This window comes from Winogradskyella sp. R77965, from assembly GCF_044594915.1.
In the GTDB taxonomy this organism is placed as follows: Bacteria; Bacteroidota; Bacteroidia; order Flavobacteriales; family Flavobacteriaceae; genus Winogradskyella.
In genome coordinates, this window is the sequence record NZ_CP138990.1 from 3,439,457 (window position 1) to 3,456,515 (window position 17,059).

The 17,059-nt window shown below is 31.9% G+C and carries 11 protein-coding genes; 7 read left to right on the forward strand and 4 right to left on the reverse strand.

Features of this window, described 5'->3' with window-relative positions; translation table 11 throughout:
• Positions 1–3: 3 nt before the first annotated feature.
• From SJY34_RS15445 to SJY34_RS15455, 3 genes are read right to left on the reverse strand one after another with little or no spacing between them, the layout of a single operon-like run.
• Positions 4–2,925 (reverse strand): amino acid adenylation domain-containing protein, encoded by a 2,922-nt coding sequence (locus tag SJY34_RS15445; protein WP_400077186.1) that lies wholly within the window; start codon positions 2,923–2,925, stop codon positions 4–6.
• A 25-nt stretch (positions 2,926–2,950) separates the two neighbouring features.
• Positions 2,951–4,204, reverse strand: coding sequence for a HupE/UreJ family protein (locus tag SJY34_RS15450; protein ID WP_400077188.1), 1,254 nt, complete (start codon positions 4,202–4,204; stop codon positions 2,951–2,953).
• A 48-nt stretch (positions 4,205–4,252) separates the two neighbouring features.
• Entirely contained in the window at positions 4,253–5,314 is a 1,062-nt protein-coding gene (locus tag SJY34_RS15455) for an ornithine cyclodeaminase family protein (protein ID WP_400077190.1), read from the reverse strand.
• Between the two features lie 287 nt (positions 5,315–5,601).
• On the opposite strand from SJY34_RS15455, the gene SJY34_RS15460 reads away from it, so the two are divergent.
• The 7 genes from SJY34_RS15460 to SJY34_RS15490 all read left to right on the forward strand — a co-directional run bounded on the left by SJY34_RS15460 (position 5,602) and on the right by SJY34_RS15490 (position 16,469).
• Positions 5,602–7,239: a hypothetical protein gene (locus tag SJY34_RS15460; protein ID WP_400077192.1), complete on the forward strand. Its 1,638-nt coding sequence runs from the start codon at positions 5,602–5,604 to the stop codon at positions 7,237–7,239.
• A gap of 223 nt (positions 7,240–7,462) precedes the next feature.
• On the forward strand, positions 7,463–8,617 hold the full coding sequence (locus tag SJY34_RS15465) for an acyl-CoA dehydrogenase family protein (protein WP_400077194.1): 1,155 nt from the start codon (positions 7,463–7,465) through the stop codon (positions 8,615–8,617).
• A 9-nt stretch (positions 8,618–8,626) separates the two neighbouring features.
• A complete protein-coding gene (locus SJY34_RS15470) occupies positions 8,627–10,207 on the forward strand; it encodes an amino acid adenylation domain-containing protein (RefSeq protein WP_400077196.1) in 1,581 nt (526 codons plus the stop codon).
• Positions 10,200–10,439, forward strand: a complete 240-nt coding sequence (locus SJY34_RS15475) for a phosphopantetheine-binding protein (protein ID WP_400077198.1) — start codon at positions 10,200–10,202, stop codon at positions 10,437–10,439. Before SJY34_RS15470 ends, SJY34_RS15475 begins: the two co-directional genes overlap by 8 nt.
• A 13-nt stretch (positions 10,440–10,452) precedes the next feature.
• Positions 10,453–13,593 carry an amino acid adenylation domain-containing protein gene (locus tag SJY34_RS15480; RefSeq protein ID WP_400077200.1) on the forward strand — a complete coding sequence of 1,047 codons (3,141 nt, stop codon included), beginning with the start codon at positions 10,453–10,455 and terminating at the stop codon, positions 13,591–13,593.
• Between the two features lie 4 nt (positions 13,594–13,597).
• Entirely contained in the window at positions 13,598–14,071 is a 474-nt protein-coding gene (locus tag SJY34_RS15485) for a hypothetical protein (protein WP_400077202.1), read from the forward strand.
• Positions 14,072–14,234: 163 nt separating this feature from the next.
• Entirely contained in the window at positions 14,235–16,469 is a 2,235-nt protein-coding gene (locus SJY34_RS15490) for a TonB-dependent receptor (RefSeq protein WP_400077204.1), read from the forward strand.
• A 57-nt stretch (positions 16,470–16,526) separates the two neighbouring features.
• On the opposite strand, the gene SJY34_RS15495 is transcribed toward SJY34_RS15490, so the two are convergent.
• Positions 16,527–16,676: an SsrA-binding protein gene (locus SJY34_RS15495; protein WP_400077206.1), complete on the reverse strand. Its 150-nt coding sequence runs from the start codon at positions 16,674–16,676 to the stop codon at positions 16,527–16,529.
• Positions 16,677–17,059: the final 383 nt, after the last annotated feature.

A 17,059-nucleotide genomic window follows, 5' to 3' on the forward strand; every position in this document is an offset into this window, starting at 1 on the left:
AACTTATTTGATTTGGGTTAATAAGTATTCTTTTTCATTCGGATCTAACAACTCAATAGAGTTTAATAATTCATTAATATCATTAGTATTTAAATGTGTGTTTAATAATTTTGCAAGCTCTGAAGTTTCTATAGTAGAGTCAGAATCTATAGTAGTTATATTTTGATTAGCAGTTTCAATAACTACTGCAGCTTTTTTAATCATTTTGCTGTCGGTAATTGTATTCTCAATTTCATCGAGTTCTACACGAAACCCCCTTATTTTTACTTGCTGATCTACACGTCCAAGAAACTCAATATGACCATTAGAATTATACTTAGCTAAATCTCCAGTTTTATACAAAGTAGCGCCTTTTGCATTTTTCAAATATGCGGACTGAGTTAAATCTTCGCGATTTATATAATAGCCAGATAAACAAGTACCGCCAATATAAAGTTCTCCAATAACTCCAAAAGGCACAGGCTCTAATTTTGAATCTAAAATATGTATCTCTGCATTAGCTACGCTATTACCAATAGGAATTGTTTTTCTTTCAATATCTTGTTCTGTAATTTTATGTGCAATACACCATACTGTAGCTTCAGTTGGGCCATACTCATTATATAAATCTACATTTGGAAGTATTGAAAAATGTTTTTCTCCTAATGAAACAGGGCATGCCTCTCCTGCCACCATTACTGTAGTTAAACTATTAAGTTTATTGGTTTCTGAATGCTCAATAATTAAATTATAAAGCGAAGGAAGCATTAAGGTATGGCTTATGTTATGAGTCTCAATTATTGTAGCTATTCGATCAATATCTTGTTCGAGGCGTTTTTCTGAAATTACAAGATTTCCTCCGGTGCACAATGTCCAGAAAATTCCAACCTTAGAGCTATCAAAAGAAATAGATGACATTAATAAGAAAGCAGCAGGATTTTTATCATAAAAGTCTAAACGTCCTGATGTAGAATTTAAAATATTTTTGTGCGTAATTGGTACACCTTTTGGATTCCCTGTACTTCCTGATGTATAAATTATATAAGCTAAATCAGAGCTTAAAATTTGCGGTAACTCTTGCGCATTTATAGCTTCAATAGAATCACTAGATATTAATTCAGCATTAAAATCACTGAAAATTGGAAACAACTTATCTTGTGTTATAATATAATTTACATCAGCATCTTTCAAAATAAAATCAATACGTTGAGAAGGATATTCTGGGTCAATAGGTAAATAAGCACATCCTGCTTTTAGTATGGCTAATAAGCCAACAATCATACTTGTAGAGCGTTCAATAGATAAGCCAATAATTTTGTCTTCCGCTTTTTTCTTAGAAAGTAATACGTGCGCTAAATTTGTGGCGCTATCGTTTAAGTCTTTATAAGTTAAAGATTCATCACCAAATGTTACTGCAAGAGCATCAGGACTTTTTGTAGCTATGTCTTCTATCACATTATGAATACCTGAATAATTTTCAAATGCGTTAGCAATTTTAACCTGATCTTTGTTAAATGTAACTTCCTCTTCTAAGGTTAGCATTGGTAATTCCGAAATTGACACGTTTGCATCTGTAATAATGGCTTTTACTAAAAGGTTAAAATGATCAGAAAAACGCTGAATCGTTGATCTTTTAAATAAATCAGTAGCAAATTCAAAGGTGGTAGATATCATACCATCTTTTTCGTTTACGAATAATGTTAAATCGAATTTTGAAGATTTTAAACGAATGTCTTCTTCTTTTATAAATTTAAGTTGAGTACCAAAATCAACAGTTTCTTCCTCATTGTTATAAACAAACATGATCTGAAAAAACGGATTGATGCTCAAAGATCTAGTTGGTAATAATTCTTTTACCAGATAATCAAACGGAATTTCTTTATTTGAAAATGCTTCTAGTGTGTTTTGACGCACATTAGATAGTAATTCTAAGAATGTGTTGTCTTCTTCAAATTGTGCGCGTAAAACTATAGTATCAACAAAAAAGCCTAACAAATCTTGTAAAGATTTATGATTTCTGTTAGTAATAGGTAGGCCTACTAGAATGTCACTTTGTTTTGTGTATCTATATAGCAAGGTGCAGAAAAGAGACAGTGTAACGACAAAAGAAGTCGTTTCCATTTTTTTAGAAAAAGATAATAAACCTTCAGAATCTTCTTCAGATAAGTTAGACGTGTAATGCTCTCCTGTAAACGAAGGTTGTATAGGTCTTTTATGATCTGTTGGTAACTCTAGTGACGGAATAGTTCCTGATAATTTATCTTTCCAATAGTCAATTTGATGACTTGGAAGTTCTCTTTTTTGATCCCAATATGCGAAATCTTGATATTGAATGGGTAGCTGCTTAGGTTCTAAGAATTGATCGCCTTTAGAAAGCTTTGTATAGTAATTAGCCAATAAGTTGCCAAGTCGTCGCATAGACCACTCATCAATAATAATATGATGAATATTTATGGATAATATATGATGTTGCTCAGAAATTTTTATAAGAGAAACACGTATAAGTGGAGGCGTATTGAGATTAAATGGAGTTCTAATCTCTTCAGTAATAAAAGTACTTGCTTTTTGTTTAGCAGTTTCTAAGGCGTCTTCACTGTAATCAATCAAGTTGATTTTAAATTTAAAACCTTCGTCAACCTTTATAGTTGTTTGCCCATCTTCAATTGGAAAGTAAGATTTAAGTATATTGTGTTGCTCAATAATTAAATCAAAACTTTTTGATAAATAACCGACATTTAAATCTCCAAGAATAGTATAGGATTCAGCATGATTATAAAATGAGTTCTTAGGATATAACTGCTGAAGAAACCAAAGACGTTGCTGACCTTTAGACAAAGGAATGTTTACACCATTAGGTACCTTTGTAATTGCAGGAGCTGTAGGTGTTTTATCTTTCTGCTTTTTCCATTGGCTAAGAAGTGATGATTTATCTATTTCTTTTTTCATTTGGGACAACTATCTTATTTCAGACCTATAATAAACCTATAGCCTGAAGGATTTTTATAGTAATCTTTCTGAGCTGATCTTCTACACCAAGATTAATATCGAAAATACGCTCTATAGCCCAATATAATGAAATTACGATAAGTAAAATAGAACCATAAAGAAGTATATTCTTATAGATCTTAGTTTTCCGTAATAAGAACAAAATAGGGAACATCATTGCAATAATGAGTAATTGTCCAATCTCAACACCAACGTTAAATCCAAATAAGGATATACCTAAATTTTCATTTGATAAACCTAAATCTGCTAAAACACTGGCAAACCCAAAACCATGAAAGAGTCCAAAAACGAAAGCAATAATCCAATCTTTACCTTTAAATATTGGTCTAATATTATGATAAGCTGCCAAACCAATAGATAAAGCTATAATAGATTCTACAAATCGAGATGGTAAACTTACAATTTGAAGCGAGGCTAAACTTAACGTGATGGTATGAGCAATGGTGAAAAACGTAATGATTTTTATAACATACAGAAACGCATCTTTAAAATTCTTTGCAGGCGTCCATGTAGAAGATTGTATTTTAAATGATTCATTAGAAACGGAAGCTTCTTTAGATCCTCGTATTCTTCGGACTACTGAGGGTAAAATTAATGCCAATAAAAAGAGAATATGATCAATACCAATCCAAATGTGCCACATGCCTTGTTTTACCATGGCGACAAAGCCTTTCCATTTTGAGGTGTCTGTAAGATCTAAAGATTGTTTGGTATCGTTTGGCGTAAAAAAAAGAGAAATATTTTTTTCTTCATTAATAACTCCAGCAGCCCAACTATATTCGGTCACTAAAAAACCTCTGTGCGTATCATCTTTTTCATAAACTACATCGTATTTAACATCCATTAGCTCTGGTAATTGATCCATGTTGTCTAACTCAAAGAAGACCTGAATCATTTTTCCTTGAGCATAAGGAAATAAACCTAAGTTTTTTAAAACAATTTTATGTGGTCCGTATTTAGAGGAAAAAGATGCATGCTCTAGTATATAGGCCTTTAATTTCGCTTCATAAGGTTTTATTTCTTCTAAAGTTACGTTGTCTCTTAAGTTTAGATCAAAAATTTTATTTATTTCTCTTACATTAATTTCGAATCGTCCCTCAATGCCATTTGTTTCGTATACTCTTAAGAAGATATAACTTTGGTTAGGGAAATGTGCGGCAACTACCATTGGAGTTAACAGTAGTAAAACGAATATGAATTTTAATAGTAATTTTTTCATTAGAGCTGGGTTAGTTAGGAAAATCTTCCTTTAATATGGTTGGAAGTGTTAAACTGAAACGGTGTTCAGAATAAAATTATAAGGATTTTTTGCGTCTTCAGAAATATTTTCAATAGCGATTTCTTGACCGATTCCAAATTCTGTGGCTAAGTCTAAAAATAAATCCATCACAATTTGATCCTCTAGAGCCCATCCAGTAGAATCGAAAACGGTTCTTTGATTTTTAGCACTAGTATATGTTTCGCTGTGTTTCACTAATTCTGATAAGTCAGGTCCAATTTCTGAATCTTTTAGCTGTTGACATTCTCCCTCAATTTTTGCTTGCTCTAAAAAATCTGGGCAAACTAAGCTCTGTTTTAACAAATCTAGAGGTAGCTCCACTTTCCCTGGGAAATCTGATCCAATAGCATTAATATGAATATGGTCGTTAGTTTTTAGATTTTTAAAAAGTGGTCCTGTACCTACATCTATTGAGGTTTCAGTGCAAACAATATCACAAATGTTTAAAATATCTTTCATTGAAGAAGATACAATCTCAATATTAAGGTCTAGCATTGCGATACGATTACTAAAAGATGCCATGGTAGTTTTATCAACATCAAAAAGCATTACTTTCTTAATGTCAAATAGTCTAGATAAGGCGTGTAATTGCGTTACGGATTGTGCTCCACAACCAATTAATCCTAATACAGAACTATCTTCTTTTGCCAAAAACTTTGAGGCAACTGCAGAAGCAGCACCAGTTCTGAGTGCAGTAAGAAGTACACCATCAACTAAACCTTTAAGATGGCCAGTAGTGGTATCATAAGAAGAAATAGTTGAGAGAATTGTTGGTAAATCATACTTTACAGGATTCCTTGGATGATAGCCTACAACTTTTATAACTACTTCATCTCCTTTTTTGTGTACAGGCATCCATTCAACAAGTCCAGGATCATTAATTTCATAATTAAAACCAGAGCGAATTGGTATTTCTGTTTTTTCAGGGTTATATGATTTTATACTATTGGTTGTTCTTTCTATCAGAGTATCCATCAACTTATTGAGACCATATGTCTCCAATATTTTGTTAACATCATTACCTGATAAGATAAGGGTTTTATTTTCCATAGGTTTTACAACTTATTAAGCTTTTTCTTTCAAAGTAGACATTTATTTTTTTAATAAGCCTATTTATTGCGATACATTCGATAAAGTGGCTTATCTATTGGATATAACAACTAAGATGTCTCATTTCCTCATTTAAATTAAACTTTTTCAATTAAAAACAATATTTGTTTTTTCTTATCATATAATATTCACTTAATCGATGATAAAAGCTTTAGAATCTTGTTTTTCAGAAATTTGGATTTGATTTATATACATTAGACAAATCAAAATGCCAAAATGTTTTGTTTATGATTGTAGATGAATCAAAAGATATATCAAATTTAGAATCTTTAAGTAGGATAATACCTAAATCACTTTTTAAAGTATTGCCATCATTAATAAATATTGGCGTTTTGTTGTTTGTGTTTATATTATTTGATGGTTGGTATAGGTCGCTGACGGAGATTAATCTCGATGATTTTAATGAAATAATGTTGGCTACTTCACCAACACAATTTTTCAAAGGTTCTATAATACTTTTTTTACCGGTGATTTTAATTGTTGTACTCATGATTTGGGGCAGAAAACATTTATTTATAAAATGGAAAGATATATCAGGAGGAACTGAATTAAGGTGGGTAATAGGTGTATGTATTATAGCATTATCTTGGATACATATTTCATTTCCTTTTAATTATTTCTTAAATGAATCTATTTTAATCGAACGATTTTTGGTTTTAACTTTAACTTTACTAACTATATGGCGTCCATTTTTTTTGATTTTGTATCTCTTTTTTCCAATCATTTTTCATTTTGGAGAACCATTGATGGTTAATAATTGGAGTGTTACAGAATTGCCAATTAGAATTTTAACACTTTTTGGAGCACAACTTATTTATTGGTTATTATTTCATAAGCATAAATGGAACATTAATGCATTTTTATTCATATTCATCTGTGTTATTGCAGGTAATTACTTTCCTGCAGGAATTAGTAAATTAAAAATGGGCTGGCTATCAAATGATAACTTATACTTACTTTTAAGTAATATGTATGCAGATGGATGGCTTAATATTTTGAGTGAAGACGTTTTATCAGAGGTGACGCAATTTCTGTCTAAATACAACTTGTTATTAAAGATTGGGTGTTTAGTTTTTGAATTTGGATGTATTTTAATTTTAACTAAAAAAACATGGTCTATTCGCTTCTTTCTTTTAGGTTTTCTAACATTTCATGCATTGGTATTCGCCATGACAGGAATTCTTTTTTGGCCATGGATCGCTTTCGAAATAGTTTTACTCAATATTCTTAGAAGAAAAAGTACATTTAAATCTGAAATTAATAAGTTCGGTGTATGGCACATTCTCCTATCTGTGATGCTCATATTCACTTCAACAATTTGGCTTAAGCCATCAGTTTACGCATGGCATGATTCTCCTGTTAACTACAGCTATTATTTTAAAGTTCAGGATGTAACAGGGCAGACCTTTAATTTACCTGTTCAATATTTTTGGCCAAAGCATTATCAGCAAGCTTGGACTAATGGATTTCATTTTATTCATGATAAACCTACATTAAATATTGTATGGGGAGTTTCTTTTAATGAAGAGGAAGTAAATAAGCTAATGACTTTCAAGAATGCAGAAGATGTTATTGCATATGAAATGGCTAATGGTAAAAGTCTTTATCAGCCAGAATTAGCCGCTGAGTTTAAGAGATATATGATAGACTTTATAAAAGATAAAGATTATAAGTTGACATTAAATCCTTGGTTTAGAGTATTTTCGGCACCACCGCAGCGTCTTGTTTTTTCTGAAGAGAATCTATACGATGGTAAATATGACATCGTTAAAATTCATATATATCAGAGATTGTCTTCATTTAACGGTACTGATTATAAAGAATTAAGAAAACAAAAAGTCATGACTATAGATATACCAAAGTAGGGTAATAGTAGTTTGTAATGACCTCGTAAAGTAATAATAAATACATGATTTTTTTCCTCCTACGACAGTTTTTGGAAGCTTAATCGGATTTTAAACCTTTACATCTTATATATTTTTTCTATTCACATGTTTTGTCTTTATTTTAGAAAAAAAAGTTACAAGACCTTAGTAACTGCCAAATTGCTATAATGCCAACTCATATTTATAAATAAACCATACCAAAGTGAATTTTTCTTGGAGCCCAGATCAAATAGAATTTAAGGATAAGATAATTGCCTTCGCAAAAGATAATCTTAATACAGATACGCTAGATAGAGATCAAAATCTAAACTTTTCTAGAGCGCTTTGGAAGAAATGTGCAGATTTTGGAATTCAAGGCTTATCTGTGCCCAAGAAATATGGAGGAAAATTTGAAGATATTGATTTACTCACGGCAACACTTGCTATGGAAGGTCTAGGTTATGGTTGTAACGATAACGGTTTAGCATTTGCTTTAAATGCACAAATGTGGACTGTACAATTGCCTCTTTACGAATTTGGAACCGAAGAACAACGTGAAAAATTTTTAAGACCAATGATTACTGGCGATAAAATTGGTGCTCACGGACTTACAGAACCCGAAGCTGGTTCTGATGTTTTCAGTATGACTACTCATGCCAAGAAAGTGGAAGGGGGTTATATTTTAAATGGAAAAAAACGATTAATAACATTAGGACCAGAAGCAGATCTGGCATTAGTTTTTGCAAATGTAAATCCTAAAGTAGGAAAGTGGGGAGTAACAGGTTTCATTGTAGAAAAAGGTACCAAAGGATTTATACAGAGCTCAAATAAAGCCAAAATGGGTTTGCGAACTGTACCTATTGGTGATTTAATTTTTGAAGATTGTTTTATACCAGAAGAAAATAGACTAGGAAAGGAAGGAGCTGGTTGGGCTATTACGTCTTATTCTTTGGAGTATGATCGATGCAGCATATTGGCAAGTCAGTTAGGAGCTATGGAACGTCAGCTTGAAACGAGTATAGATTTTGTGAAAGAAAGAAAACAATTTGGAAAATCTATAAGTGCATTTCAATCTGTTTCTAATCGCATTGCAGATATGAAATTACGTTTAGAAACATCAAGATTACTCTTATATAAAGTGGCATGGCTTAAAAATGAAGGAGATTCTGCAATGCTAGATGCGGCACTTTTAAAATTACAGCTAAGTGAAAGCTTTATAGCCTCTAGTTTAGATACGATAAGAAATCATGGAGGAAGTGGTTTTTTAACTGAACATGAAGTAGAAAGAGATTTAAGAGATGCTGTAGGAGGCGTACTTTACGCAGGCACTTCAGATATACAACGGAATATAATATCACAAATGTTGTTTTCTAAATAACCTACAAGAATGATTTATACCATCCCAAAAATATTACAAAATGCAGCCCTAAGGCATCCTGATAAGGACGCTTATAAGTTTATGTCTCAATCTTTGACCTACAAAGAATTAAAAGACAAAGCAAACGCATTAGCAGCATTATTACTTCAATTAGATGTAAAAAAAGGAGATCGTATTGGCATATATATGAACCGTTGTATTGAAACTGCAATTGCAATTTACGGAATTACAACAGCTGGTGGAGTATTTGTTCCGTTAGATCCAACAGCACCAAAAAAGCGTACAAGATTTCTTATAGAAGACTGTAATATTTTGCATTTGGTAACGGTGCCAACTCAATCTCGAGCAATGTCAACTTTGACTGAATCATCAACATTGTTAAAAACAGTTATTGGTATTGAAAAGGACTTGCTAGTTAACACCATATCATGGAATGAGGTATTTAATAAAAATCTTGATAAAGTTATATTCCCTAGAGTCTTAGGAAAAGACTTAGCATACATTATGTATACATCTGGTTCAACGGGTTTACCAAAAGGCATTATGCATACTCATAATAGTTGCCTAGCCTATGCCAAACGATCTAAAGATATATACGATGTTAACGAAACTGATATTGTTGCGGGTCATGCAGCCTTGCATTTTGATATTTCAACATTCGCGTATTTTACAGCTCCGTTTTCTATGGCGTCGACAGTTATATTATCTGACGCACATACAAAACTACCAGCAAGTCTATCTCAATTATTGGAGAAAGAAAAAATCACAATTTGGTATTCTGCACCACAAGCATTAATACAATTGTTACAAAAAGGACTGTTAGAAGAAAAAGATTTATCTGCGTTGCGTTGGGTTTTATTTGGCGGTGAAGTTTTTTCGAAAAAATATTTAAAACGATTAATAGAATTATGGCCACAGGCCATGTTTGGGAATGTCTATGGTCCTGCAGAAGTAAATCAGTGCACATACTTTAATATTGATAAAAACTATAAACTCGAAAACGATTTACCACTTGGAGTTGTTTGGGAAAATACAGATTATCGTATTCTAGATAGAAATGATATACCAGTTGAACAAGGAGAGCCAGGTGTCTTAGCTATACGAAGTGAAACCATGATGTTAGGCTATTGGAATAATACCGAGCTTACAAAGAAGTCGTTATATAAAGAGTCTATTTTGCCAGTTTATGATTATGAGTTTTTTAAAACCGGAGATGTTGTGAAAGAGAATGAAAATGGGGATTTAGTTTTTGTAGGAAGAAGCGATAGACAAGTAAAAATAAGAGGTTATAGAGTAGAATTAGATGAGATTGAAGCACAACTCATAAAACATGAAAATGTTAGAGAAGCCATAACTTATGTAGAAAAAAAAGAAAATGATTCAGGAGATACTATAACCGCAGTTGTTTTATTAGACACAGAAGAAGGTAATGCCGATATAAAAGAGTTGCAAGCGCATTGTGCAGAGAATTTACCAAAATATGCTGTTCCGGAGCAGATTTATATAATGAACGAATTTCCGAGAACAACTTCAGATAAAGTAGATAGAAACAAGATTAAAATAAAAATTGCAGAAAATTATAATGAATAAAACTATTATTAATTATATACAAAACGAACTTATTGTTAGCCCAGAAGCTGTTGATATAGATGCAGAAGATGATTTATTAGGTAGTGGATTGTTAGATTCACTAGGTATGATGAAATTAGTAAGTTTTATAGAAAAAAGGTTTGAGTTAAAAATACCTGCACAAGATATGGTTATTGAAAATTTTATGACTGTAGCATGTATTTCTGATTATCTAAAAACTAAAGTATCATAGTATTGATACAAACATGAAAGAGAAGCAAAATTACATAGAGACCAATATCGAATTGACGCAAAGTCAATTATTGCTTTGGATGGGACAAAAATTGAATCCCAAGAGTCCTATGTATAATATGGCACACTCATTTGAAATTAAAGGTGCAATTAACGAATCTATTTTCAAGAAATCATTTCAAGAATTAATTGATGCTACAGATGTTTTCAGAATCATTTTCAAAGAAGAAAAAGGTATTCCATTTCAGAATATATTAAAATCACTTCAGTATGATGTAGAAGTGATAGATATTTCTAATTCAGAAATAAACGAATTAGAAAATATTTTGAAGGAGCGAACTATGAAAGCGTTTAACCTGTATGAACCTCTTTTTGATTCAGTATTATACAGGATTAGTGAAGCACATTACGTTTGGTTCTTAAATATTCATCATTTAGTTACTGATGCCACTTCTTCAACAATTCTTTTTGAAAATTTCACTCAAATCTATAAGAAAAATTTAGATGCTCAAAATGAGCTAGCATTTAAAATACCTCAATATAGAGACTACCTAAGATTTGAAAAAAATGCAACTGAAGATATTGATAAGGAAGATGCACGTAAATACTGGAAAGACACGGCAAATAAAGTTACTGCGCCACCAATTTTGTATGGGCAAAGTCCAAAAGAATTGACATCATTATCAAACAGAATTACAGTAAAATTAGGTGAAGATCGTATTGCGAAACTTGAAGAATTTGCTAGTAAACCAGAAATCAGATGTTGGACCAAAGATCTAACCTATTTCAATATCTTTTTAACCGCGTTATTTGTTTACATCAAAAGAATAAGTAACGAAGAAAAGTTAGCAATAGGCGCATTATCTCATAGCAGAGTTACAAATGAGTTTAAGAAAACTGCAGGTATGTTTGTGGAATTATTTCCCCTTGTAGCTGAGTTTTCAGAAGAAGACACTTTCGTAGTATTTTATAATAAAGTACGAAACGAAACCAATGAATACTTACGACATGCGCAACCAGGAATGGCTAGTGCAGAGGCGAGTAGTGGTTTTAATGTCGTCTTAAATTATATCAAATCTAGTTTTTCAGATTTTAATGGAAGTTCTGTTAAATCTGAATGGATTCATCCTAATCATTGTGATGCTGCCCATCATATGAGGTGTACTGTTTATGATATGGATGGTACTGGCGATATGGAATTATTTTTTGATTTGAATACAGCCATTTTCAATAAAGAACTTCAAGAAAGAATACCAACACACTTCCTAACAATTTTTGATGCGTTCTTAGAGGACAATACGCAGTTAATAGATAAGCCAGCTATCATAAGTGAAGAAACAATTAAGGACCAATTACACACTGTAGTTTTTAATAATTCCTATCCTTCTTTTATGAAAAAGATAGCAGATGTTATTGAATACAACTCAGATGTGGTTGCGATAAGAAACGGTTCAGAAACCTATACGTATAAAGATCTTAATCACTTATCCAATGCACTAGCCCATACGTTAAAAGAAAAAGGCATTACTTCTGGTAATCGTGTAGGAGTGCATTTTTATCGTTCTGCTGATTATATTATTTCTTTAATAGCTATATTAAAACTAGACGCTGTTTTTGTACCAATTGCAGCAGATCAGCCCAAAGAGCGAATTGGCTATATCATTGAAAATTCTGATTGCTCATTAGTTATTACAACGTCTATCTTAAAAGATAATTTAAAAAGTAATGACCTTCAAATTTTAAACCTTAGTGACAGTACTTGGAAGCAAAATAATCCCGAAGGTGCTATTGCTTTGCCTGAGAGTAAGCCAGAACAAATAGCCTATATTTTATACACGTCTGGATCTACCGGAAAACCAAAAGGCGTCATGGTAACGCATAATAACTTATCGAATTACCTTTTTTGGTGCAATGATTATTGGGGTGAACAGACTAAGTTTGCTTTTTGTACATCAATTAGTTTCGATATTACATATACTGCTATTTTCTTACCGCTATATCATGGTGGAGAAATCATAGTCTACAAAGAAGATGCGAAAGGACCAGATACTTCTGTAATTAGAATGTTAGAAGATGATAGAGCAGATTCAATTATATTAACGCCTTCACATTTGCTATTGTTTTTAGGTAAAGGTCATTCAGAATCAAAGCTTCGAAATGTTATTGTTATTGGTGAGGACTTTAAAACAGATTTAGCGATTAAGGTTCAAAATGAATACCATAAGGATTTATCTATATATAATTTTTACGGACCAACAGAAGCAACTATTGGAAGTATTATAACAAAATTCAATATTAAAACTCATAAAGCGGTTTCTGTACCTATTGGAGTTCCTATTTATAATACAATCGTTTTGGTTTTAGATGATCATCTCAACCTAGTACCAAGAGGTGTTGTTGGGATGTTATATTTAGGAGGATATGGTGTAGCAAAAGGTTATGTAAAACGACCAGAGCTCACTTCAGAAAGATTTATTCAAAATCCTTATTTAAGCTCAGATATTTTATACAACACAGGCGATTTAGTGAGACTTAATAACGATGGAGATTATGAGTTCTTCGGAAGAAAAGATAATCAAGTAAAACTCAATGGACATCGTATAGAATTGCGTGAAATTGAAAGTGTTTTAGAACAGCATGATGGGGTAAAAGAAGCTGTAGCACTTGTAATAGATAGTGGTAATAGCTTAAAAAAGATTGGTCAATTAGTTGCATTTTACAGGGGAAATTCTGAAGTAGAAGCATCTCAATTGAGTCGTTATTTAGAAAAGCAGTTACCACAGTACATGATACCGCTCCAATTTAAATATTTAGAAGAATTTCCCTTAACTCCTAATGCTAAAGTAGATCGTAAAAAATTAAGCGAGTCCAGTGATTTTCAATTTGAATCGAATACAAAATATGTTGGACCAACAAATGAAATTGAAGAAATTATTGCTAGAGTATGGTCAGATTTATTGGAGATAGAAAAGGTAGGAATTCATGATAATTTTATAACACTAGGTGGACATTCATTATTAGCGATGCGAATTACAAGCGTATTAAATGACACCTTAGAAATGGAAAATCCGCTCGATAAAATTTTTGTATATCCTACTATAGCCTCTTATGCAAAGTATATTGAAGAAACCATTATTTGTTTATTAGCCGAATAAATAGATGCAATTTTATAAACAAAATAGTATTAAGCATAATTTTTTCAGAGCAATCGCTGTGATGATTACGCTATGCTATATTTTAGGACTTGCGCAACTACCAATAAAAAGTGTTTTACATACTATTTCACATAATTTTGAAATTCCAAGTTATGTGCTTCAGCATGATGAAGCAGATAATAGTGATTATGCAAAACAGTTGAGTCTGGGAACTAACGCTGGTAATCATAATTTAAATCATCAACATAAAGTTCTAGATTTTTTAGAAGTGATTTTTGATGAACAATCTAATGGCAATGAAAATCACAGTGGAGAAACAACCATCGTTGATTTAAAAATAAATAAGCATATAACTAATAAAAAATATAAATTAATCTTTGCTAAGATTAATTATCTTGAAAAGCCGTCATATTGGTTACATAACCAGTTTGAAATGAAAGGCTATCTCAACAAGTTGTATCGACCTCCACAAGTTTAAACGGTTTAGCGATGAAGTTTTTAAGCATAAATTTCATCCAATTTCATTTTTAAACATAGTTTCTCAATTAGCCCCAAACATAGATGGACTTTAAATCGTATGCTCTAAGCTTAAGATTTACCTAGAGAAACTTAGAATTTCAATAAATATTAAATATAAAACTATGAAACGTATATTAATATGTACAGTCTTTATGGCACTGTGCGCTAACATTTTTGCCCATGAAATAAATGGGAAAATTACAGACGAAAAAAAAATACCAATAGAGGGAGTAAACGTGTATAACCAAAACACAGGTGGTTTTACAGATAGCAATGTTGCAGGTTATTATGAACTCGATGACATCTCAGTTGGTGATGTTTTAATTATAAGTGGCTTAGGTTACGAAAAACAAAAAATTACAATTTCAGAAGATCAACTAGACGCAACGGTTAACATAACTTTGATTGAATCTTCTGTGTCTTTGGATCAGGTCGTTTTAGTGTCAAAAGTAAATGCATTAACCGAATATGTTAATGTAGATATTAAAACTAATCCTATTAAATCTGCACAAGAAATTTTGAGAAAAGTACCAGGATTAATTATTGGTCAGCATGCTGGTGGTGGAAAGGCAAAGCAAATCTTTTTAAGAGGTTTTGATATTGACCACGGTACAGATATTTCAATCTCTACAGATGGACTACCAGTTAATATGGTGTCTCACGCACATGGACAGGGTTATGCGGATATGCACTTTATTATTCCAGAAACAATTGATAATATAGATTTTGGTAAAGGTCCATATTATGCTAATGTGGGTAACTTTAATACCGCTGGTTATGTTGAACTTAATACTAAGAAAAAGATTGATGATAATTTGGTAAAACTAGAGGTAGGACAATTCAATACCATTAGAAACGTAAATATGTTTAAAATCTCAGATACCGAGTATAGTAATACGTTCATAGCATCAGAATTAGTACTTACAGATGGTGTTTTTAATTCACCTCAAAATTTTAACCGTTTCAATATATTGGGACGTTATAATTTTAATAATTTTGAAGATGAAGAATTAACCTTATCGATTTCACACTTTCAAAGCCGCTGGGATGCTTCTGGTCAGATTCCTACAAGAGCTGTAGAGCAAGGAATCATAGGACGTTTTGGAGCCATTGACGATACGGAGGGTGGTAACACCAGTAGATCTAATATTTGGGTAAATCATAAAAAACAATTAGATGAGCACCAAAGCATAAAGTCTAAAGCCTATTTATCGAGATATGGATTTGAATTGTATTCTAACTTTACATTCTTCTTAGAAGACCCAGTTAATGGTGATCAAATAAAGCAAAAAGAAAGTCGTCTTATTGCCGGAGCAGAATCAGTTTACACTCGCAATTTTCATTTAGATAATCATGATATGCAATTTGATTTCGATGCTGGTCTAGGTTTTAGGTATGACGATAATAACGATGTTGAATTGTCAAAAACACGAAACAGACGAGAAACTTTAGAGCGAATAGCGTTTGGTGATATCGATGAACTTAACGGTTATGCGTTTTTAAGTGCAAATCTTAAAACAAAGAAATGGAAATTTAATCCAGGGCTTCGATTAGATTATTTTAAATTTAATCATGTGGATTTTCTCGCAGATTCTTTTAAGACATTAAGTGAGGATGATATCATCGTTAGTCCAAAGTTTAATACAATATTCACGGCATCTGAAAATTTACAATTATTCGGTAAGCTTGGTTATGGTTTTCACTCTAACGATGCAAGAGTTGTTACTGCAAATACTGGAGAACAAACCTTACCTTCAGCATTTGGAGCAGATTTAGGTACGATATGGAAACCAGCAGACAGGTTAGTTATTAATGCCGCAGTATGGAGCTTGTTTTTAGAGCAGGAGTTTGTTTATGTTGGTGATGCTGGTATTGTGGAACCTAGTGGCGAAACACAGCGTTATGGTGTTGATTTCGGATTTCGTTATCAAATCAATGATTGGTTATTTATTAATAGTGATATTAATTATACAGTAGCAAGAAGTATAGAAGAACCAGATGGGCAAGATTTTATTCCTTTAGCACCAGATTTAACATCTGTTGGTGGTATCACAGTTAAGGATTTAGGGAAATTTTCTGGAAGTTTGAATTACAGGTATGTAGATGATAGACCTGCAAATGAAGATGATTCTATAGTTGCAGAGGGTTATTTAGTTACGGATTTAAACCTTAATTACAATTTTGCAAAAAATTGGTCTTTCGGTCTAATCGTAGAAAATTTGTTTGATGTAGAGTGGAATGAAACACAGTTTGCTACCGAAACCCGTTTATTCAATGAGACAGATCCAGTTGAAGAAATCACTTTTACACCAGGAACACCTTTCTTTGCTAGAGCTGTCCTGTCGGTTAGGTTTTAATGAAATAATTAATTTTTTTTAAAAATGAAAAGGCTACCGCATGGTAGTCTTTTTTTATTAAAGTGCATTTTTAGTAACATAAACACGCCAACCTATTATAGCCATTTGTAGCTTAGAAGCTTTGCTAAGGTCTAACTGTTTTTTGCTGTAAGAAGGTAATAAGGCTTTATTTATTTTGGCTAAAGCCTTAAAGATGGTTTTCTTCATTGTTTTTAGACAAAGGCTTTTTTTGCCTAACGTCACTTTAGTGACAAAAATAGTAAAACTTATTCTAGAACTAAGTTTTACATTTTTTTGATTGGTTGTTTGGTTTTAATTTAGAATATTGAAAATATAATATCAATAATCAGTTTTGCTAATGTCATCATAATTTTTTGGTTTTAGAGGTTAATAAATTACTTCGTTTACTTGATTGAGTTTTCAATATATATCGGCAACGAATAATTCTCCAAACGTTTTTATAAAAATCGACGAATTTGCATTCTAATTTGTAAGTAAAAAAATCAAAATAGTTTTAATAAAATGTGACTTGTCTTAAATTTAGTTATTAATTGTAATATTAAAATAGCTTATATGTGCAAAACTGGTAC

What these genes read in the sequence shown, in the direction of transcription:
- SJY34_RS15470 (WP_400077196.1), top strand. Translation starts at nt 8,627, where the DNA reads ATGATTTATACCATCCCAAAAATATTACAAAATGCAGCCCTAAGGCAT.
- SJY34_RS15490 (WP_400077204.1), top strand. Translation starts at nt 14,235, where the DNA reads ATGAAACGTATATTAATATGTACAGTCTTTATGGCACTGTGCGCTAAC.
- SJY34_RS15485 (WP_400077202.1), top strand. Translation starts at nt 13,598, where the DNA reads ATGCAATTTTATAAACAAAATAGTATTAAGCATAATTTTTTCAGAGCA.
- SJY34_RS15475 (WP_400077198.1), top strand. Translation starts at nt 10,200, where the DNA reads ATGAATAAAACTATTATTAATTATATACAAAACGAACTTATTGTTAGC.
- SJY34_RS15450 (WP_400077188.1), bottom strand. Translation starts at nt 4,204, where the DNA reads ATGAAAAAATTACTATTAAAATTCATATTCGTTTTACTACTGTTAACT.
- SJY34_RS15445 (WP_400077186.1), bottom strand. Translation starts at nt 2,925, where the DNA reads ATGAAAAAAGAAATAGATAAATCATCACTTCTTAGCCAATGGAAAAAG.
- SJY34_RS15480 (WP_400077200.1), top strand. Translation starts at nt 10,453, where the DNA reads ATGAAAGAGAAGCAAAATTACATAGAGACCAATATCGAATTGACGCAA.
- SJY34_RS15455 (WP_400077190.1), bottom strand. Translation starts at nt 5,314, where the DNA reads ATGGAAAATAAAACCCTTATCTTATCAGGTAATGATGTTAACAAAATA.
- SJY34_RS15460 (WP_400077192.1), top strand. Translation starts at nt 5,602, where the DNA reads ATGATTGTAGATGAATCAAAAGATATATCAAATTTAGAATCTTTAAGT.
- SJY34_RS15495 (WP_400077206.1), bottom strand. Translation starts at nt 16,676, where the DNA reads ATGAAGAAAACCATCTTTAAGGCTTTAGCCAAAATAAATAAAGCCTTA.